The 20,501-nt window shown below is 40.8% G+C and carries 19 protein-coding genes; all 19 read right to left on the bottom strand.

Annotated elements, in window-relative coordinates:
• Positions 1-239: 239 nt before the first annotated feature.
• The 19 genes from CSV69_RS03190 to nusA all read right to left on the bottom strand — a co-directional run bounded on the left by CSV69_RS03190 (position 240) and on the right by nusA (position 20,352).
• The gene (locus CSV69_RS03190; RefSeq protein WP_085428692.1) at positions 240-1,328 is read right to left on the bottom strand and encodes a BMP family lipoprotein; all 1,089 of its coding nucleotides are present in this window, start codon (positions 1,326-1,328) and stop codon (positions 240-242) included.
• Between the two features lie 318 nt (positions 1,329-1,646).
• On the bottom strand, positions 1,647-3,989 hold the full coding sequence (locus tag CSV69_RS03185; protein ID WP_099692679.1) for a DNA translocase FtsK: 2,343 nt from the start codon (positions 3,987-3,989) through the stop codon (positions 1,647-1,649).
• A gap of 88 nt (positions 3,990-4,077) precedes the next feature.
• Complete coding sequence (locus tag CSV69_RS03180) at positions 4,078-5,745, bottom strand: ribonuclease J (protein ID WP_085428690.1); 1,668 nt, start codon at positions 5,743-5,745, stop codon at positions 4,078-4,080.
• Positions 5,746-5,858: 113 nt separating this feature from the next.
• Complete coding sequence (dapA, locus tag CSV69_RS03175; RefSeq protein WP_085428689.1) at positions 5,859-6,758, bottom strand: 4-hydroxy-tetrahydrodipicolinate synthase; 900 nt, start codon at positions 6,756-6,758, stop codon at positions 5,859-5,861.
• A gap of 36 nt (positions 6,759-6,794) precedes the next feature.
• Positions 6,795-7,820 (bottom strand): aspartate-semialdehyde dehydrogenase, encoded by a 1,026-nt coding sequence (gene asd / locus CSV69_RS03170; protein WP_085428688.1) that lies wholly within the window; start codon positions 7,818-7,820, stop codon positions 6,795-6,797.
• A 117-nt stretch (positions 7,821-7,937) separates the two neighbouring features.
• A complete protein-coding gene (locus CSV69_RS03165) occupies positions 7,938-8,528 on the bottom strand; it encodes a dipicolinate synthase subunit B (protein ID WP_085428687.1) in 591 nt (196 codons plus the stop codon).
• The gene (locus tag CSV69_RS03160) at positions 8,501-9,307 is read right to left on the bottom strand and encodes an NAD-binding protein (protein ID WP_099692678.1); all 807 of its coding nucleotides are present in this window, start codon (positions 9,305-9,307) and stop codon (positions 8,501-8,503) included. The genes CSV69_RS03165 and CSV69_RS03160 overlap by 28 nt, the downstream gene beginning before the upstream one ends.
• Entirely contained in the window at positions 9,300-9,578 is a 279-nt protein-coding gene (locus tag CSV69_RS03155) for a YlmC/YmxH family sporulation protein (protein WP_099692677.1), read from the bottom strand. Before CSV69_RS03155 ends, CSV69_RS03160 begins: the two co-directional genes overlap by 8 nt.
• Before the next feature lie 58 nt (positions 9,579-9,636).
• Positions 9,637-10,896, bottom strand: coding sequence for a M16 family metallopeptidase (locus tag CSV69_RS03150; protein ID WP_099624519.1), 1,260 nt, complete (start codon positions 10,894-10,896; stop codon positions 9,637-9,639).
• Between the two features lie 83 nt (positions 10,897-10,979).
• The gene (pnp, locus tag CSV69_RS03145) at positions 10,980-13,100 is read right to left on the bottom strand and encodes a polyribonucleotide nucleotidyltransferase (protein ID WP_085428683.1); all 2,121 of its coding nucleotides are present in this window, start codon (positions 13,098-13,100) and stop codon (positions 10,980-10,982) included.
• A 139-nt stretch (positions 13,101-13,239) separates the two neighbouring features.
• A complete protein-coding gene (gene rpsO / locus CSV69_RS03140) occupies positions 13,240-13,509 on the bottom strand; it encodes a 30S ribosomal protein S15 (RefSeq protein WP_029053162.1) in 270 nt (89 codons plus the stop codon).
• Between the two features lie 131 nt (positions 13,510-13,640).
• Positions 13,641-14,579 carry a riboflavin biosynthesis protein RibF gene (gene ribF / locus CSV69_RS03135; RefSeq protein ID WP_099624518.1) on the bottom strand — a complete coding sequence of 313 codons (939 nt, stop codon included), beginning with the start codon at positions 14,577-14,579 and terminating at the stop codon, positions 13,641-13,643.
• A gap of 12 nt (positions 14,580-14,591) precedes the next feature.
• Positions 14,592-15,503 carry a tRNA pseudouridine(55) synthase TruB gene (truB, locus tag CSV69_RS03130; protein WP_085428681.1) on the bottom strand — a complete coding sequence of 304 codons (912 nt, stop codon included), beginning with the start codon at positions 15,501-15,503 and terminating at the stop codon, positions 14,592-14,594.
• Between the two features lie 97 nt (positions 15,504-15,600).
• Positions 15,601-15,951 (bottom strand): 30S ribosome-binding factor RbfA, encoded by a 351-nt coding sequence (rbfA, locus tag CSV69_RS03125; RefSeq protein ID WP_029053165.1) that lies wholly within the window; start codon positions 15,949-15,951, stop codon positions 15,601-15,603.
• Positions 15,952-15,973: 22 nt separating this feature from the next.
• Positions 15,974-16,252 (bottom strand): DUF503 domain-containing protein, encoded by a 279-nt coding sequence (locus CSV69_RS03120; protein ID WP_085428680.1) that lies wholly within the window; start codon positions 16,250-16,252, stop codon positions 15,974-15,976.
• Positions 16,249-18,534: a translation initiation factor IF-2 gene (gene infB, locus CSV69_RS03115; RefSeq protein WP_099624517.1), complete on the bottom strand. Its 2,286-nt coding sequence runs from the start codon at positions 18,532-18,534 to the stop codon at positions 16,249-16,251. The genes CSV69_RS03120 and infB overlap by 4 nt, the downstream gene beginning before the upstream one ends.
• Entirely contained in the window at positions 18,512-18,862 is a 351-nt protein-coding gene (locus CSV69_RS03110) for a YlxQ family RNA-binding protein (RefSeq protein ID WP_099692676.1), read from the bottom strand. Before CSV69_RS03110 ends, infB begins: the two co-directional genes overlap by 23 nt.
• A complete protein-coding gene (gene rnpM, locus CSV69_RS03105; protein ID WP_085429111.1) occupies positions 18,859-19,137 on the bottom strand; it encodes an RNase P modulator RnpM in 279 nt (92 codons plus the stop codon). Before rnpM ends, CSV69_RS03110 begins: the two co-directional genes overlap by 4 nt.
• 21 nt (positions 19,138-19,158) lie before the next feature.
• A complete protein-coding gene (gene nusA, locus CSV69_RS03100) occupies positions 19,159-20,352 on the bottom strand; it encodes a transcription termination factor NusA (RefSeq protein WP_099624515.1) in 1,194 nt (397 codons plus the stop codon).
• Positions 20,353-20,501 lie beyond the last annotated feature (149 nt).

Genomic DNA, 20,501 nt, shown 5'->3' with positions numbered 1-20,501 from the left:
AATAAATTAAAACAGCACAATTCTTATCTTCAATAATACGTGATAAAGCCCCTATATGAAAAGTTGAAAGCGTTGCTATTTATTAATAAATAGCCTGTCGATATTATTTAGTATATTTTATTATTAATCTTAGAAATTAATAAAATAAAAGTTCCAGAGCAAATACTAAGAACCTTTATTTTATTAACTTAATGAAATGAAGGCCGGATATGAAACCGGCCTTCATCTGTTTAATGACCTTATTTCTTCTTTTCTACAAACTCAGGTACTTCAATTTCACCATTTGCAATTTTTTGTGCATGTTCATCAATTTGATCCAGCACGTCTTGTGGAATCGCTCCACGTGAATCAGCAAGACCTAAACCATCATCTTGAAGACCATATACTTTTGTTTCCCCACCTGGGAAGTTACCAGCCATTGCAAGATCAGCAATGTCTTTAACTGCTACGTCAACACGCTTCAACATAGATGTTAGTGTAACGTTGTCATCTCCAACTTTACCTTCTTCATACTGGTCAGAGTCTACACCAATAACCCAAACGTATGCATCTTTATCTGCTTGCTTACGCTCTTTTGCTTCTGAGAATACACCGTTGCCTGTTCCACCAGCAGCGTGGAAAATAATATCTACGCCTGAAGAATACATACGGCCTGCCTCAGCTTTACCAAGTTCTGCTTTATCAAACGCACCTACATATTTTGAGTCTACTTTAATTTCAGGCTTCACTGCTTTTACGCCTTCAAGAAATCCAGCTTCAAAACGCTCGATTACAGGATTGTCCATACCGCCGATGAAACCAACCTTATCTGACTTTGTCATTAATCCAGCTGCCACCCCAGCTAAGTATCCTCCTTCTTGTTCTTTAAAGAGGATGCTAGCTACGTTTGGAGCATCTACTTCACCATCAATAATTGAGAATTGAGTATCTTTTTGTTGAGCTGCAATATCTTCAATTGCATCTTCCATCAAGAAACCTACTCCGTAAATTAAGTTGAAATCACGACGAGCCAAGTTATTTAGATTTGTTGTATAATCTTCTGGGCCAGTTGACTGAAGGTAATCGTATCCACCAGTTCCCTTTTCCCATCCTTGATCTTCCCCGAATTCTCTTACACCTTTCCATGCAGATTGGTTGAATGATTTATCATCGATACCTCCAACGTCAGTAACCATAGCAACTGAGAATTCGCTTTTCTCACCGCTATCTCCCGTTGCTGGCTTTTCACCTGCATCGTTTTTGCCTTTATCGTCAGAGCCACATGCTGCTAACATCGTACCTGCGGCTAGCACCAAAGACATTGCTAGACCAAACTTTCTTTTTTTCATCAATAATGACCTCCCCTTGATAATTTTGGTATTATGTTAGGACGCTATACGTCTTATACCCCGCAACATTACTTTATATCTGGAATCTCGTTTTAAAAATAATCATTTGATTAGACTATTCAAAATTCCATTACCTTGCACGTTACATAGTATGATAACGCTTTCTGTTCTGCTTACTATTGAATGTCACACTCTATTTCAATAGCCCAAAATGATAATTTCCTTCTACCTTCACTATAACATTTACTTAGGTAGAAGGAAATATCTAGCCATAATCACGAATAACTTTGACTAATCAAAATAAAGACGAATGAATCCTTACATTTCGAACTCAGACTTAGTGAGTAGTACGTGTCTTGGTTTACTGCCCTCAGGCGGTCCAACGACTCCCCGTGCTTCCATTTGATCCACAATACGTGCAGCTCTGGCATAGCCGACACGGAACCGCCGCTGGATCATGGAGACGGAAGCAGTTTGCATATCTACTACCATTTGTACCGCCTCATCATATAAATCGTCAGTTTCTTCATGCGGTGCCACAACTTCTACTTCAGTTGGAATCATTTCTTCTTGATACTGAGCTTTTTGTTGCTCGATCACGAAATTCACAACCGCTTCTACTTCTTCATCTGATACAAATGCTCCTTGTATACGTGTCGGTTTTGAAGCGCCAGCAGGTAGGAATAACATATCTCCACGGCCTAATAACTTCTCTGCACCGCCGCCGTCTAGAATAGTTCGTGAATCGATGGCGGATGATACGGCAAATGCAATCCGAGAAGGAATATTTGCTTTGATGATACCCGTGATCACATCCACACTTGGACGCTGTGTAGCGATAATTAAATGAATACCCGCGGCTCTTGCCATTTGTGCCAGACGCGTGATGGAATCTTCAACATCACTTGACGCTACCATCATTAAGTCTGCCAGCTCATCGACGATGACGACGATATACGGCATGCGTGGGTGTTTCTCGTCATGATCTTCATTCCATTGTTCAATGTGATTGTTATACCCTTCAATATTTCGAGTACCTGTATGGGAGAATAATTCATACCTACGCTCCATCTCAGACACAATACGCTGTAATGCTTGGGCCGCTTTTCTTGGATCTGTGACTACCGGTGCCAATAAATGTGGAATCCCGTTAAAGACATTCAGCTCCACCATCTTGGGATCAATCATCATCATTTTCACTTCATGCGGTTTTGCTCGCATGATGATACTCATAATTATACCGTTGACACAGACACTCTTACCGCTACCCGTTGCCCCAGCAATTAATACGTGTGGCATCTTATTAAGTTCAGTCATCATCGCTTGTCCTGTCACGTCGCGGCCTAAACCTACAAGTAACTTGGCACCCGGTGGACTATTTTCTTTTGATTCAAGCACTTCACGTAAACTAACCATTGCCACAGAATTGTTTGGCACTTCAATCCCAACCGCTGATTTACCAGGGATAGGTGCTTCAATACGAATGCCACTAGCCGCCAATGCCAATGCAATGTCATCTGCTAAACTAACGATACGACTTACCTTCACACCCGTATCAGGCAGAATTTCATATTTGGTGACTGCTGGTCCCAGATGGACTTGTGTCACGCGCGCTTTAACTCCAAAGCTCAAGAACGTTTTCTCTAGTTTCTTTGCGTTCGCCTGAATCAAATCATATTCACCAGATTGATCGCTTGTTACAGGGGGCTCTAGTAGATTAGTTGATGGTAAAATATACGCTTCATTTTCTTGTTCTCCACCCATTACTGGATAATCTGCTGCAGGATCTTTAGGATCTATCGCAGGTGCTTCATTTGCTTGTGTTTTTAATTCTTCTGTATGTTGCGGTTCTGCGGCTTTTTCTATTTTTGCTGTAAAACTAGAAATAATCGGTTCACTAGCAGGTTCAATATACTCTTGAACCGTTTGCGTTTCAGCAGTCTTTTCTACCTTAGGCTTACTCTTCCTATTGGTCCGAGCACTTTCTTTTCTCTTTTCTTCAGGAGACTTAACAGTTTTCTTTTCACGAGCTGCCCACTTCTTTTTTATATCACCAATAAAGATAGGTGTTTGCTCCACCAAAAACGGAATCAGCGCTTTTCCTGTCAAAAGGATAATACCAATGAGCAGTAGCAACACGCCCGCCACAGTAGCACCCGAGGAATCCACTAATGAATAAAACATCGCGAACAGCACAGCGCCTAGCATGCCGCCACCGAGCGTCCCTGTCTGATCATGGATCCCATCATTGGTAATGAGGACTTTCCATGTTTCCTTAAGTGCAGAATTCGACATCAATACTTTACTTTCATACAATGTTTGAAATAAATGTACATGACTGAATAGCAACATGCTTCCTAAAATAAATAAGCAGCCGATAACTATTCGGTGCTTATATCCACCGATCTGTCTCTTAACCATAAAGATCAAGGCTTGCACTATAATCAAAAATGGCAATGCTACATACCAATTACCTAATAAAAATCGGGAAAATGCCGATAAACCTTGGCCTATGATGCCGAATTCAAAGATCATAATTATCGCAATACCAATCAATACAACACCAAGTATTTCAAACCAGAGCGGTTGCATTTGACTTTGCTGATTTTTCTGTTGTTTTTTCTTAGCGGGTGCTCTCTTTTTAGCTCGTTTTTTTGCCATTTGCCAACCCCCTTTCTGAAAAAAAGATTTCCAGCCAGGAAGGCATGGAAATCCAATTGTTATTTAAATCGTCAACAAACGGTATAGATTAGTATTCCATGATGATTGGAATAATCATCGGACGACGTTTTGTCTGCTGATATAAATACGAACTTAATGTTTCGCGGATCTCTTGTTTAATGTTTGTCCATTCAAACGTTTCTTTATTCACATATTTCTCAACAATCTTCGTAATCAATTTCGTCGCTTCTTCAAACAACTCTTCCGATTCTCGAACATACACAAAGCCTCTAGATACCACTTCAGGACCTGCTGCAATTCGTTTTTGTTTTCTATTCAAAGTTACAACGACTGTAAAGATTCCATCTTGTGATAAGAGCTTGCGGTCGCGCAATACGATATTTCCTACATCTCCTACACCAATACCATCAATCAAAACATTGCCCGCCTGAACTCTACCTGCCATACGAAGCTTTTCGTTCTTGAATTCAACGATGTCTCCTTTATCCGCGATGAAGATGCGGTTTTTAGGTAGACCCACTTCTTGAGCAAGTTTGGAGTGTGCAATTAACATACGGTATTCACCTTGAATTGGAATAAAGTATTTCGGTTGCATCAAGTTGAGCATCATTTTCAAATCTTCAGCTGAACCGTGACCGGATACGTGTACATTGCGTGTGGACGTCAGTACAGTCGCTCCAGCTTTAGCTAGTTCATTCATCATCTTGTACATGGAAGTTTCCATGACAGGAGAAGGTGTGAATGTGATCAATACCGTATCTGAACTTTTGATATTGATTTCTCTATGATGTTTACGAACGATTTTCTCCAAAGCATCAAGTGGCTCACCTTGGTTACCCGTTACAATAATAACGATATCTTGATCATCGTATTTTTCCATGTCTTTCACTGGAATGACTACATCTTCTTCTACTTGTAAATAACCTAATTTCAATCCGACTTCAAAGTAGCTCTCCAAACTTTTACCAACAACTGCAACTTTCTTTTTCTTAGCTGCCGCCTGATCTAGTACTTGTTGAATCCGTATAAAGTTAGATGCATACAACGCCACTAAAATTCTACCTTGTGCTTCGTGGAACGTTTTAGAAAGTCGTTTTACAATCACAGATTCAGATGTCGTATAACCTGGACGCTCTGCTTCTGTGGAATCGGACATCAAGATAAAGACGCCTTCTTCACCAAGTGTAGCCATTTTCGCAAAATCAGGGCGATATTTGCCTTTTGCTGCTTGGTCAAATTTAAACTCACCTGTATTGACGATTGCGCCCTCACTTGTGTGGAATACAATCCCTAGAGAATCAGGGATGCTGTGAGTTGTGTAAAAGAATGTCACATGCGTGCGCTTGAAGTTCATGCGGCTTTTGCTTGTCACTTCAAAGAATCGAACATTAGATGGTGCTGGCATTTTCTTCAAATGTTCTTTCGCTAACGCTAATGTCAACTTTGTACCGTAGACAGGTGCTTGTACCTTTTGTAATAAGTATGCAATTGATCCAATTGCATCTTCATGACCGTGCGTTAGGAAGATTCCTTTGACCCGATCTTTATTTTCTTCCAGATATGTCATATCAGGTATTACGAAGTCAATACCTAGCATTTCCGTTTCAGGGAACATTAATCCGGAATCCATAATAAATAGTTCATCGTCAATTTCAACGACGTACATGGACTTCCCGACTTCTCCTACTCCACCTAGTGGAATCACTCTAATTAATTCATTTTGTATTTTCGTCACATTGTTTCCTCCTATATTCTATTCCCGCCCACAACGACTAAACCCCATTATACGAGATAGTAGGTGTTCTGTACAAACAAAAAAAGCCGGATTGGTCGTCCGGCTTTTGTTTATTACAGAATCCGTGTTCTTTTTTCAAAATTTTCAAGTGCAATGTCAATCATTGCCGCTTCACTTGCGTCCATTTCAACAAGTGGTAACCGAACACCACCCGTTGCTACGCCTATCTTTTCCAACGCATATTTTACGGGTACTGGATTTGGCGTTGAGAACAATGCCCGAAATACCGGTAATAATGAACGATGAATGTCAGCGGCTTCTTTTGTGTTACCATTTTGGAAAGCTTGGATCATTTTCTGCATTTCATTGCCTACAACATGTGAAGAAACTGAAATAATCCCCCTACCGCCAATTGAAAGCAAAGGTAATGTCAATCCATCATCACCACTGTATACTTCAAAATCATCAGCGGTTCCTTCAATGATTTCCGCCATTTGCTCTAAGTTTCCACTTGCTTCTTTAATCGCTTTGATATTATCGATTTTTGATAATGCTATAACAGTTTCAGGAAGCAAATTGACGATGGAGCGACTTGGAATATTATAAAGCAAAATAGGCAATGCCGTAACGTGCGCAATCGTTGAGAAATGTGCATACATACCTTTTTGGTCAGGTTTATTATAGTAAGGCGTCACAAGCATGATCCCGTCAGCTCCTGATAGCTCAGCAGCCTTCGTCAGCTCGATTGATTCAGCTGTATTGTTTGACCCTGTACCTGCAATTACAGGTATACGCTTATTCACTACTTTCACTACAAAATCCAGTAATTCCTTCTTCTCAGTGACAGTAAGCGTGGGTGACTCACCCGTCGTACCACTGACGACGACAGAATCTGTCCCATTCGCAATCAAATGCTCAAGCAGAGTTGCTGTTTGAGCGTAATCAATCATACCGTCAGGAGAAAAAGGAGTGACCATTGCTGTTCCTATATTTCCAAGTTGCACATAGATCATTCCTTTTCATTAGCATTCTTGATTCGCCTATACGATTTATTTGATAAGTGCCTCAGCGATTTGTACAGAGTTCAGTGCAGCACCTTTTAATAAGTTATCGGATACGATCCAGAGATGGAAGCCTTTAGGGTTATCCAGATCTTTACGGATTCTTCCGACAAATACTTCATCCTTATCTTCTGCATAAAGTGGCATCGGATATAGTTGTGAAGCTGGATCATCTTGAAGTACAATACCCGGCGCATTTTCCATCAATGACTGGATATCTTTAACCGTGACATTCTCTTGATCGATTTCAATATAAACTGATTCCGAATGTCCAGACACAACAGGAAGTCTGACACAGGTAGCTGCAACTGCCATATTTTGATCACCAAAGATTTTCTTCGTTTCATTGATCATCTTTAGTTCTTCCAATGTATAGCCAGACTCGTCAAATGAGTCAATTTGTGGAATTGCATTAAACGCAATAGGATAATGATTCTTTGCTGAAGCCGAAGGTAATACTTCCGCTTCTATTTCACTACGATTCACAAACTGTTTGCTCTGCTCTTCCAATTCTTCTATTGCTTCAACACCAGCGCCTGAAACTGCTTGATAAGTAGATACGATCAGCTTGCTAAGACCATATTGATCTTTAATAGGCTTAAGTGCTGCTACCATTTGAATTGTAGAACAGTTTGGGTTCGCTATGATTCCTGAATGATTCTGTAATTCTTGAGGATTCACTTCAGGAACTACGAGCGGTGTGTTAGGGTCCATACGGAATGCACTTGTATTATCAATTACTACTGCTCCACTTTTCACTGCATCTTGTGCAAACTTTTCAGAGATACTCCCACCTGCACTAAAGAATGCAATGTCAATACCTTCAAAAGCATCCGGTGTCGTTTCTTGTACAATGTACGTTTTTCCACCTGCTTTGATTTCATTGCCTGCAGAACGTTTGGATGCAAGTAACTTAATCGAAGTTGCAGGAAAATTACGTTCCACCAATTTCTCAAGTATTTTTGTTCCTACCGCTCCCGTTGCGCCGACAATTGCAACATTAACATTCTTCATCTATATCTTCCTTTCAATGATTAACAAGTATTATTTGGGACAGTTGGTAATGTCCACGTCTCGTTAATTGTTATTGAACGAATTATAACATATTTTGCGGTATTTAAAAATCTATTTTCATGCATTATTATGAATTATTAGTAAGGGTTGCAATTGTTTGCTTTTTATTGCAGAAGCCACAGTAGTAGGTAGTAATGAGAAGTCCGATATTAAAGAGTTCGGTTTTTTTATACAGTCATCTTGACCGAACGGAATAAAAAAGACATGTTTCATATTTAATAACTTCATAAGATTCATGCCATTGAGACCTAGTGCATCATTAGTCGAAATTCCGAGTACTACCGGTTTTCCGTTTCGCAAAGTCGCTTTTGCTGCCATCAATACTGGTGAATCAGTAGCAGCATTAGCGAATCTACTCATTGAGTTACCTGTAAGTGGCGAAATAACCATGCAGTCAAGTGGATTGGACGGACCGAATGGTTCTGCTTCAACGATACTCGTCACTACTTTCTCTCCTGTCGCCTCTTCTATTCGTTTGATCCATTCTTCACCTGTACCAAAACGTGTAGCAGCATGGAGGACTGAATGTGTAATGATTGGAACAACGATCGCTCCTTCTTTTTGTAAAGAATGAATCATTGGAAGTAATTGGTCATACGTGCAGTGTGAAGCAGTGATTCCTAATCCGATTCGTTTTCCTTTGAGCATTTAGTTCCCCTTTCGTCTATACTCATTCTCAAAACCGCGTCAACCAAGACAGCTGCCGCGTCCTTAGGAAAGTGCTTCCCAGGCAATTTGAGGTGTATTGTATAGTATTCAGAGGAATCTCCCTGCTTTAGGCACCCAGGTGCTGAAGACACATCAAAAACAGGCACAGAACCACTTTGTTTTATATCTAGCCACTGGGCTGGAACCGTATTCACTAAGTAGCCGTTTGTGAACATAGTCGTTTCATTCAGCTGCAGCGTGTTATAACCTAGTACTCCCGCTTCTGCTAACTGTTCTTCTGAACGGGCAACTACAGTAACAGTAGCTTGCAATTGGTGCAATGTATGCGCAATTGCTTTGCCAACCCTTCCAAATCCCGCAATATAAAAATGCTTACCTGCAATTTGCCGCTTCGTTTGCTCATAAAAAATATGGACGAAGGCTTCTGCAGTCAATTGAGCATTTCTCCAAATGAACTGTTCTTTTTCCAAATAATTAGTATGTCGAATGCTTTTTTCAACTAGCTCTTGTCTCCATACCGCAGACGTATTGCCGGAATAAACAGAAGAGCCTTCTTTCAAATATTCGATGGGTATGCTTTGTTTCATCGACAGCAATGGAAGTAGAAGACAATCTGGCTTTGTTTCTAACAGAATCTTCTTCAACTGGTCGTCAAAGGTATCCGTTGAAATATACACACTGTCAATTCCCGATTCCACTAATAGTTCATTCGCTATCCGCAACCGTTGATCTGTGCCTACTACAAGCCATTTAGTCATAGCCTTCTACCTCCTTTTTGTTTAGTTCATGCGTTTTTCCAAATAAAATTCGATCTTCGCCTACCAACACAATTTCATGCCACGGAATGTATTCGATAATATCCTGATCTTTTTGCCGAAAAAGTGTTTTTCCTAACTTTTTGCGGATTTCAAATCCAATAATGGCTCCAGTTTTACGGTCAAAAAGTAAATCTGTTTCTGCTAGAAAGCCATATCTCATACCTTCTTCTACTTGTATCAGCTCTTTTTGTGCCAGCTCAGATAATCGCATGGAAGTCCTCCTTCATATTAGATCTCTATCATCTTATGTGTAGGAAGTGAGAAGTCGACTAGTTCTGTAGTTTTTTAAATTGCTGAATATTGGTTTTAGGCGCGATAATTGATGTGGCGCGTTTACTTTCTAACATTTGCTGGCCAAGTCGATAGACACTTCGCTTTTCAACGTTTTCAATATGATTGACCACTTGTTCAATTGTTTGATGCTTACCAAGCACTAATTCATTGCGACCATTTCTATACATGCGTGATTCAGAACTTTCTAAACCGAGCACAAAGCTACCTTTTAGCTGTTCCTTAGCATTTCTTAACTCTTTATCTGTCAAACCATCATGCAGCACTTCACCTATAACTTGATCGATTGTACGATAGGTTTCTTCGAAGTTCTCAGGAGAAGTTCCACAATAAATCACAAAGGAACCAGCGTTTTCATATGCAGCATAATAGGTGTATACCGAATACGCCAGTCCACGGTTTTCTCGGACTTCCTGAAACAATCTAGAAGACATGGTTCCCCCGAGTATACTATCGAATAAACTTAACTCATAAATTTTATCATGAGTAGAAGGTAAGGACGGATAACCAAAACAGACATGAGCTTGTTCAATATCTTTTGCTTTGATAATTTGTTGAGCAGTGAAATTCGGAACTCTTTCTTCATGCAATAAAACAGGAGCTTGTTCCTTGCTTTGATAATTTCCAAAGTTTGCTTCAATCAATTTAATCAATCGTTCATCATAATTTCCCGCAATCGAAATGACCAAGTTTTCAGGTCGATAGTGTTTCACCATGAATTGTTCAACCATTTCTTTTGTGAAAGACTTGATGGTTTCGATTCGTCCCCCTACCGGTCTTCCAATTGGATCTTCCGGAAACATTGCTTCCCATAATCTTTCATCTACATCTTCGTCAGGCATATCTTCAACTGAAGAAATTTCATCTAATATGACGGATTTTTCTTTTTCCATCTCTTCTTCTTTAAACTTTGAATGGAAAAACATATCAGCTAGAACAGTCAGTGCGTATGAGGCATGATGACTTAAAACTGTAGTGTAATAGCAAGTCATTTCTTTAGAAGTAAACGCGTTAAGATCGCCTCCAATCTGATCGAATTGTTCGGCAATCATTCGCGCACTTCTTGTATCTGTTCCTTTAAATAGCATATGCTCTATAAAGTGAGCGATTCCCTCTTGCTCTTTTGTTTCATTTGCTGAACCTGCATGTACCCAAATACCGATCGCTACGGACTGTACATGGGGCATCTTTTCATGAATAATACGAACACCATTTGAACAATTATACTTTTGTATCATAGACTTCACTCCTTATGTAAAGTACAAAAAGCCTCCTTCGCCGCAACTTGTGCAGGAAGAGGCTTTTTGAATAATTCATTTGATTACTCTTTGCTAGCTTGTTCTTTTTCTTTTTCTTCTAGAATGACTACTTTACGTGAAAGATTGACTCGACCTTGTCTGTCGATTTCAATTACTTTTACAAATAGCTCATCATCTAATTTAAGTACATCTTCCACTTCTTTCGTGCGTGCTTCTTGAATTTCAGAAATATGAAGCAAACCATCTTTGCCAGGGAAGATTTCTAAGAATGCGCCAAATTTCTCAATACGTTTAACTTTTGCCAAGTAGTACTCGCCTACTTTTGCTTCACGTACGATATTTTCAATCATCTTCTTAGCTTTCTCATTCATTTCAGAGTTTGGTGACGAGATGTAAACCGTTCCGTCTTGCTCTGTATCGATTTTCACTTGAGTTTCTTCGATAATTTTATTGATTACTTTACCGCCAGGTCCGATTACATCACGGATTTTGTCTGGTTTAATATGAATCACTATAATTTTCGGTGCATATTCAGACAATTCTTCACGTGTTGAAGAAATTGTTGTCAACATATGATCAAGAATTTTAATACGGCCGATTTTTGCTTGCGCAAGAGATTCTTCTAAAATCTGACGAGATAATCCGTCGATTTTAATATCCATTTGAAGTGCAGTGATACCTTTACTTGTACCTGCTACTTTAAAGTCCATATCGCCTAAATGATCTTCCATTCCTTGAATATCCGACAGAATAGAATAATCTTCATCCTTTTTGATCAAGCCCATAGCAATTCCTGCTACTGGTGCTTTAAGTGGTACGCCAGCATCCATCATAGCCATTGTAGAGGCACAGATCGATGCTTGTGAAGAAGAACCATTAGACTCCAATACTTCTGCAACGAGACGCATTGTGTAAGGGAATTCTACTTCATCCGGAAGCATAGGCTGCAACGCTCGCTCTCCTAACGCACCGTGACCAATTTCACGACGGCCAGGACCACGAATTGGTCCTGTTTCCCCAACACTAAAGTTTGGGAAGTTATAATGGTGCATGAAGCGCTTAGACTCATCTGAGCCTATACCATCAATAATTTGGTTTTCACCAAGCGCACCTAATGTACATACGCTTAGCACTTGCGTTTGTCCACGTGTGAATAATGCGGAACCGTGAGAGCGAGGTAGTAGACCCGTTTCAGAAGATAATGGACGTATTTCGTCAAGTCCACGGCCATCTGGGCGTACTTTGTCGACTGTAATCAGACGGCGTACTTCATCTTTCACCATTTGCTCTAGAACTGCTTTCACTTGCTTGATTGTAGTTTCATCTGCTTCGATTTCTGTATAATGCTCAAGAACGGATGCTTTCACTTCATTGATCGCTTCTTCGCGTGCATGCTTCTCTTCAGTTTGTATCGCTGTTATTAATTCTTTTTCACAACGATCTTTCACTTCTTTACTGATGTCTGTATCCAATTCGAATAACTCAATCTCAAACTTTGGCTTACCGATTTCAGCTATTATCATTTCTTGGAATTCGACTAATTTCTTAATTTGATCATGACCAAACATAATTGCTTCTAGCATGATATCTTCAGTCACTTCTTTAGCTCCTGCTTCTACCATGTTGATTGCATCTTTTGTTCCTGCTACGACCAAATCAATTTCAGATGTTTCAAGTTGGCTAGGTGTAGGATTAACGATGAATTCTCCATCGATGCGACCTACTTGAACACCTGCAATCGGACCATCAAATGGAATATCCGAAATGGAAAGAGCTAATGAAGAACCGATCATTGCCGAAATCTCAGATGAACAATCCTGATCTACAGACATAACAAGTGAAATAACTTGAACATCATTACGGAAGCCGTCTGGGAATAAAGGTCTAATTGGACGGTCAATTAATCGACTAGTCAATACCGCATTTTCTGAAGGACGCCCTTCACGCTTAATAAATCCACCCGGAATTTTACCTACTGAGTACATACGTTCCTCATAATTTACTGTTAGGGGGAAGAAATCTAAAGGCTTCGGCTTTTTAGAAGCAGTCACCGTAGAAAGTACTGTTGTTTCGCCATAACGAACGAGCACAGCACCATTAGCTTGCTTTGCAAGTTGGCCGGCTTCGATTGTTAGCGTACGTCCAGCCCAATCGAGTGTATAAACTTTTTTCTGTTCTGACATTGTAGAACTCCTCTCTATTGTAAAACTTTCTACATCTAGTATGTAATTAGTAATAGTGTATCAAAAGTGACACATTTATGCGAAATATATTATCTTTAGTCCATAGAAAAAAGCGGGCAAAGCCCGCTTTTCAGTCTTATTAACGGCGTAAGCCAAGTGATGCAATAAGATCACGGTAACGTTGAACGTTAGTTTCACGTAGATATCTCAATAGACGACGACGTGTACCAACCATTTTGTACAAACCACGACGTGAGTGGTGATCTTTCTTGTGCGTACGTAAGTGGCCGTTCAAGTTGTTGATCTCTTCAGTAAGGATAGCAATCTGAACATCAGCCGATCCAGTATCATTTTCATGAGTCTTGAATTCGTTGATCAATTCAGCTTTGCGCTCTTGTGTAATAGCCATCCTTTTCACCTCCTAAATAAAAGTATCCCCGTCTCCCGAGCAAACGTTGGTGACTCGTGTTGCCAAGAAGAGGTTCGTGTATTGAACACTATTGTATCATATCACGGCATTATGTCAGTTGCAACAACCAACTAGTCGATTAATAAGTCCTTTGCCGTTTGTTTGTCTTTGCCAATTTGTGTTTTCAATGCATCAAGCGAATCGAATTTTTGTTCTGAACGTATGCGGTGTAGCCATTCAATCGCTATTTGCTGTCCGTAAAGATCCATGTTTACATCAAGGAGATGTACTTCAGCCGTAGGAATACGATGTTCTGGATCATGAAATGTCGGCTTCACGCCCATATTACAAACTCCACGATACCAGGTATCTCCGATTAGACAACGCACAGCGTATACCCCATTGGCGGGAACGATATGTTCTTCAGCTGTTTGAATATTAGCCGTAGGAAAACCCAATTGACGCCCTCTTTTTTCACCATGTATCACTTCACCGAATGTACGGAATGGCCGCCCAAGAAGCACTGCTGCGGCCTCTACATCACCATTAGATAACAACTGTCGAATTTCAGTCGATGAGACTTTATATTCTTCATTAAATGTTACTTTAGAAATGACCGTAGTGCCGTACTTCCCTTCTGACAGTTCCTGCATGTCTTTCATCGTACCTAAACCCTTCGAACCGAACGTAAAATCAAATCCTGCCGTCACATGCTTAACATTGAGTCCTTTAATAAAGATGTCTATGAATTTTTGCGGCGAAAGACTAGCCAGTTCCCAATCAAAGCTAACGATGAATAACGCATTCACTCCGAGCGACTCGAGTACTCGGTTTTTTTCTTCAGCCGGTGTAATATAGCCAATATTCTTTCCCGAAAAGAGTTGCGATGGATGAGGATCGAATGTCATGACAGCCGTTTTTATCGCTAATTCATCTGCAACTTTTTTTGCACTACGGATGACTTCCTGATGTCCTTTATGTACACCGTCGAAAAATCCAATAGCTAAAGAATAAGCATGTTGTTGTTCAATTTCTACCTGATCTGGATATCGTAATCTGTAGATTTCCATTTCTATCTCTCCTTACTCACTAGCCAGTAGCATTTTTTCTGGTTTCATTAATCCAGGCTTTGTTGGGTGGTTTTGATAGATCGCCAATACGCGACCCTCGAACATCATCATGATGGAAGGGTGATCGTTGAGCAGTGGTACTGCTGGGAGCACTTGACCATTTCGTATGGATTCTACTAAAGATTCTTCCAGTTCTAGCTGTGGAAATTCAGTCAACACGTCTTCGATAGGACGCAAGATGGTCTGCACTTGTCCTTGGTCCATTATTTGCGCTACTTCAGCTAAAGTTTTACAATGGGATTCATTAAAATTACCCGAAACGGTACGGATTAAAGAATGCATATGTGCTGGATATCCGAGAAGTTCACCAATTTGCACTGCTAGCGTTCGAATATAAGTTCCTTTTCCACATCGTACTCTAATGGAAAATGTCACTTCTTCACCAGTAAACGATTGTTTCTCATCCAATAAATCGATTTGATCGATCTGCACTTTACGAATCGGTCTTTCTACTTCGATGCCTTTCCGCGCGTATTCATACAGTCGTCTGCCGTTTACTTTTACCGCTGAGTACATAGGAGGGATTTGTGTAATTTCCCCTGTCAATTGCTCTAGTGCTTCCATAATTTGCTTCTTCGAGAATTCCTTATGTGTCAAATCACTAGCGACCGTCTCACCTTGCGCATCCTCAGTTTCTGTTGAGCGGCCTATCGATACAGTAGCAATATATTCTTTTCCCGCATCGGTAATATAAGAAGCCACTTTTGTAGCTCTTCCTATGCAGATGGGCAAAACGCCTTCTACTTCAGGATCCAACGTACCGGTATGACCTACTTTTTTCGTCTTTAATATTTTCCGAAGTTTAAAGACACAGTCATGCGATGTCATGCCCTTCTCTTTCCATAAAGGCAAAATCCCGTTCATCCTATCCCTTCTTCCTAAATTCATTCAGAAATACTTGCTCTATGTAAGAAGAGAGGAAGCCATACCGCGTAAGCGACTATGAACTTCCTCCTCATGTTTATTGTTCGTTTTCATCATTTACTTTGCGGATTAAGCTTTCGATCCGGTTACCGTAAGCAACTGATTCATCGATTTCAAATTCGATTTCAGGTGTTTTACGCAAACGAATTCTCTGACCAATTTCTGATCGTATGAAACCTTTCGCTTTAGAGAGCCCAAGTAACGAATCTTCCTTTTCTTTATCTGTCCCTAAAACAGATATGAAAATCTTCGCTTGTTGCAAGTCTCCAGTAACATCTACACCCGTAACAGTTACAAAACCGATACGTGGATCTTTAAGTTTTTGGCCGATGATATCGCCCAATTCTTTTTTCATTTGTTCAGCTATACGATTAGCACGCACTGACATGGCAATTCACCTCGTTCTTCGCTCATAAGTAGTCAACTGTACACGCGGTCATTTCCCAATCAGGATTGGATTCAAACAGACGAATCGCACGTCTTACTTCTCGTTCTGCTGCGTCTTTCGAAGATGCAACAGCAACTAAAGCAAAAGTGGTACGTTGCCATAAATCCTGATGATCAATTTCTGCAACAGATACATTATAGGAATTTTTCACCCGATCTCTCATCCGGTTCAGCACTGATCGTTTATCTTTTAACGAAGCTGCTGACGGGATGTAGAAAGAACATTCCGCGTAAACAATCATACTCGCTTGATTTCTTCCATAATGTACGCTTCGATGATATCTCCTTCTTTGACATCATTGAATTTCTTAATGGTAATTCCACATTCATAGCCTTTTGCGACTTCTTTTGCATCATCTTTGAAACGCTTCAATGTATCAAGTTCGCCTTCAAAGACTACAATGTTATCGCGTAATACACGAACGCCAGCATCACGAGAGATCTTACCATCGATTACATAGCTTCCTGCAATCGTACCGATCTTCGATACTTTAAATGTTTCACGAACTTCCGCCTGACCAATTACCTTTTCTTCATACTCAGGATCAAGTAATCCAGTCATAGCAGATTCAATTTCTTCAATTACTTTATAGATGACACGGTGTAGACGGATGTCTACGCCTTCTGCTTCCGCAGCCCGTTTTGCATTGGTATCAGGTCGTACGTTAAACCCAATAACGATTGCGTTGGACGCAGCAGCCAATGAAATATCGGACTCATTGATAGCACCTGCACCAGTGTGGATGATTTTAACGTTAACGCCTTCAACTTCGATCTTCATTAGAGAAGCCGCCATTGCCTCAACCGCACCTTGTACATCTGCTTTAACAATCAAGTTCAATTCTTTCATTTCACCTTGTTTCATTTGGTCAAATAAGTTATCAAGTGTCACACGAGTTTTTTCTACGCGTTGTTCTTGAAGAGCTTCTCCGGCACGTGTTTCCCCGATTTGACGAGCAGTCTTTTCATCTTTAAACACAACGAAACGATCTCCTGCAAATGGAACATCACTCAATCCAGTAATTTCTACCGGTGTGGATGGGCCTGCTTCTTTTACGCGACGTCCAAGGTCACTGACCATTGCACGTACACGACCATACGTATTTCCGACAACGATTGGATCTCCTACATGTAATGTACCATTTTGTACAAGCAATGTAGCTACTGAACCTTTACCTTTGTCGAGCTGCGCTTCAATTACAGTTCCTCTAGCTCTAATAGATGTATCCGCAGTAAATTCTCCTACTTCTGCAACTAGTAAAACCATTTCAAGTAACTGTTCAATTCCTTCACCTTTTAGTGCGGAAATCGGAACGAAAATGGTGTCGCCGCCCCAATCTTCTGCGACTAAACCGTGTTCAGTCAATTCTTGCATGACGCGGTCTGGATTTGCTGCTGGTTTATCCATTTTATTAACTGCTACAATGATTGGAACTTCAGCAGCTTTCGCATGATTGATCGCTTCAATCGTTTGCGGCATTACACCGTCATCCGCTGCAACAACTAAGATTGTCAAGTCTGTGACTTTTGCACCACGTGCTCTCATTGTTGTGAAAGCTTCGTGACCTGGCGTATCTAAAAATGTGATTTTCTTGCCATTAGCTGTTATTTGGTATGCACCAATATGCTGAGTAATACCACCCGCTTCACCTTGAGTTACTTTAGTGTCACGAATCGAGTCAAGCAATGTTGTTTTACCATGGTCTACGTGACCCATGATAGTGACGACTGGTGGTCGCTCTGTCAACTCGCCTGCTACTTCTTCTTCCTCTTCAGGATCTTCGAAGTAGATCTCCAAGTCTGTTACGTCAATACGGATCTCTTCTTCTACCTCAACCTCGTATTCAGCACAAATCAATTCAATTGCATCTTTATCTAATTCTTGGTTAATGGTAGCCATTACCCCAAGCATGAACAACTTTTTAATGATCTCGGAAGGCTCTTTACCTAACTTTTTAGCTAGCTCGCCAACTGACAATGATTCATAAAATGTGATTTTATCCGGTAAAGGTATTTCAACCTTTTGTGCTGGTACTGCCGGACGATATCTACGGCGCCCTTGGTTGATTCCGCGTGCTGGTGGTCTTCCACCGCGACCGCCGCCTGGACGACCGCCTCCACCAGCTGGACGTGGTCCGCCGCCTTGTGCTTGACGAGGTGGCGGAGTGCTACCCGTTTTTGGAGCTGATGTAGATTGCCCTTGTGGACGTGTTGATGATGGTCGGTTCGATCCGCCTTGGTTACTAGCAGGACGATTAGTACCTTGTGTTGAGGCTGGTTTGTTTGTATTGCTTGGACGATCTGTTCTTTGGTTCGCTGGCTTGCTCGCCGGCTTAACTGTAGCAGTTTTTACCTCAGGCTTTTTCAGGTCTCCAAACTTTTCATCTAATTTTGCAATTGAAACTGGATCTAGTTCTTCCATATGGCTCTTAATCACAATATCACTCTTAAGTAATTCTTCAGCAAGATCTCTACTTGTTTTTCCTATTGATCTGGCATATTCATGTACTTTCATTTTCGTCATTAGCCCACCCCCGGTTATAATCGTTGAGTAGCTCGGATAATTTTTTTGCGAATCCTTTATCTGTTAGTGCCAAGACAACTCGGGCTTCTTTTCCAATTGCATGCCCCAGTTCTTCACGACTTCCAAATACATGCTTCTCAACGTTGTACGTAATACATTTATTCGTTAATTTCTTCATTGTATTCTTTGATGCATCGCCTGATAGGATGACCAGATGTGCTTCACCTGAACGAACCGCCTGTACGACTAAATCTTCACCCGTTGCAATTTTACGTGCGCGGGCAGCCATACCTAGCAGTTGATATATTTCTGTCGGATCTTTTGTCATTTGATTGCCTCTCGTCGAATTGCATGTAAAAGGTCATCGTAGACTTGTTCCGGTACTTTAACTCCCAATTGATGTTCAAATGAGTGTTGCTTACGTGCTTTCTCCACGGCATCCTCCGTTTTAGAAACATATGTACCGCGGCCTGACTTCTTTCCTGTCAAATCTACGGATACTTCTCCTTCTTTCGTACGGACAATTCGTATCATTTCTTTTTTAGGTAACATGTCACCAGTCGCTGCACATTTACGCAAAGGGATTTTCCGATTGTTCGACATCAGCATGCAATCCTTTCCAAATCAATCTTCTTTGTCTTCATCTGCGTATAAATCAAAGTCTTCAGCTGTTTCAACAGGTGTTTCTTCTTCATACTCGTATGTTTCCAAGAACTCATCTGTTTCGACTTCAGGTTCTTCTACTAGAACTGCAAGAGATTCTTCACGAGGATAGATCCCTAATTCTCTAGCGTCAGTTTCGCTTTTGATGTCGATTTTCCAGCCTGTTAATTTAGCAGCCAATCTTGCATTTTGCCCTCTTTTTCCGATAGCTAATGAAAGTTGGTAATCCGGCACGACAACTGTTGTCGAGCGTTCTTCTTCATTTACTTGTACATCAATTACTTTAGAAGGACTTAGAGCATTTGCAACGAAGACTACAGGGTCTTCTGACCACTCTACGATGTCCACTTTTTCGCCATTTAATTCATTTGAAATAGATTGTACGCGCGCCCCTCTTGAACCTACACAAGAACCGACCGGATCTACTTCTTCATTTGTTGTGTAAACAGAGATTTTCGAACGATCACCGGCTTCGCGTGCAATCGATTTAATTTCCACTGTTCCATCATAGATTTCTGGTACTTCAAGTTCGAATAAACGACGTAGTAGCCCTGGGTGTGTTCTAGAAACAAACACTTGCGGTCCGCGTGCTGTTCTTTCGACTTTTGTAATATACACTTTAATGCGATCGTGCGGAGCATAGTTTTCTGTTTGGATTTGTTCGCTTGTCGGCAATACAGCCTCCACTTTTCCTAATCCAACGAATAAGTTTTTCGGATCCATACGCTCTACGATTCCGTTTACGATATCTTCTTCACGGTCGATATACTCTTCATAAATCAAACCGCGTTCAGCTTCACGTACACGTTGTGTCACAACTTGTTTAGCGGTTTGCGCAGCAATACGGCCAAAGTCACGTGGTGTAACTTCTTCTTCGACGACATCTGTTAGTTCATAGACTGGATTGATCATTTGTGCATCTTCCAATGAAATTTGCAAACGATCATCTTCCACTTCTTCTACTACGTCTTTTCTTGAATAGACAGCCATAGTGCCTTTATTTAAGTTCAAATCAACACGGACGTTTTGCGCCTGGTTAAAATTTCGTTTGTACGCTGTTACAAGCGCTGCTTCAATCGCATCAACTATTACTTCTCTTGATATACCTTTTTGCTGTTCAAGAGCTGTCAATGCCTCGAGTAGCTCACTACTCATGTTCATCACTCCTACATTCCGATTGTCATTACTCATGGTGATTTAGTCGCTAGCACAGGGCTAGACGGTGTTTGTGCTTTTGTTTACATCTAGCTTCAAGCACCAGGGGTCACTTCGAAATTCCCATAAAGGCAAAAAGCGCCTTTGTG

Source organism: Sporosarcina sp. P26b (assembly GCF_002743245.1).
Classification (GTDB): Bacteria; Bacillota; Bacilli; order Bacillales_A; family Planococcaceae; genus Sporosarcina; species Sporosarcina ureae_C.
Note: the sequence above shows the minus strand (reverse complement) of the source record. Positions and strands in the feature narration are given on the sequence as shown.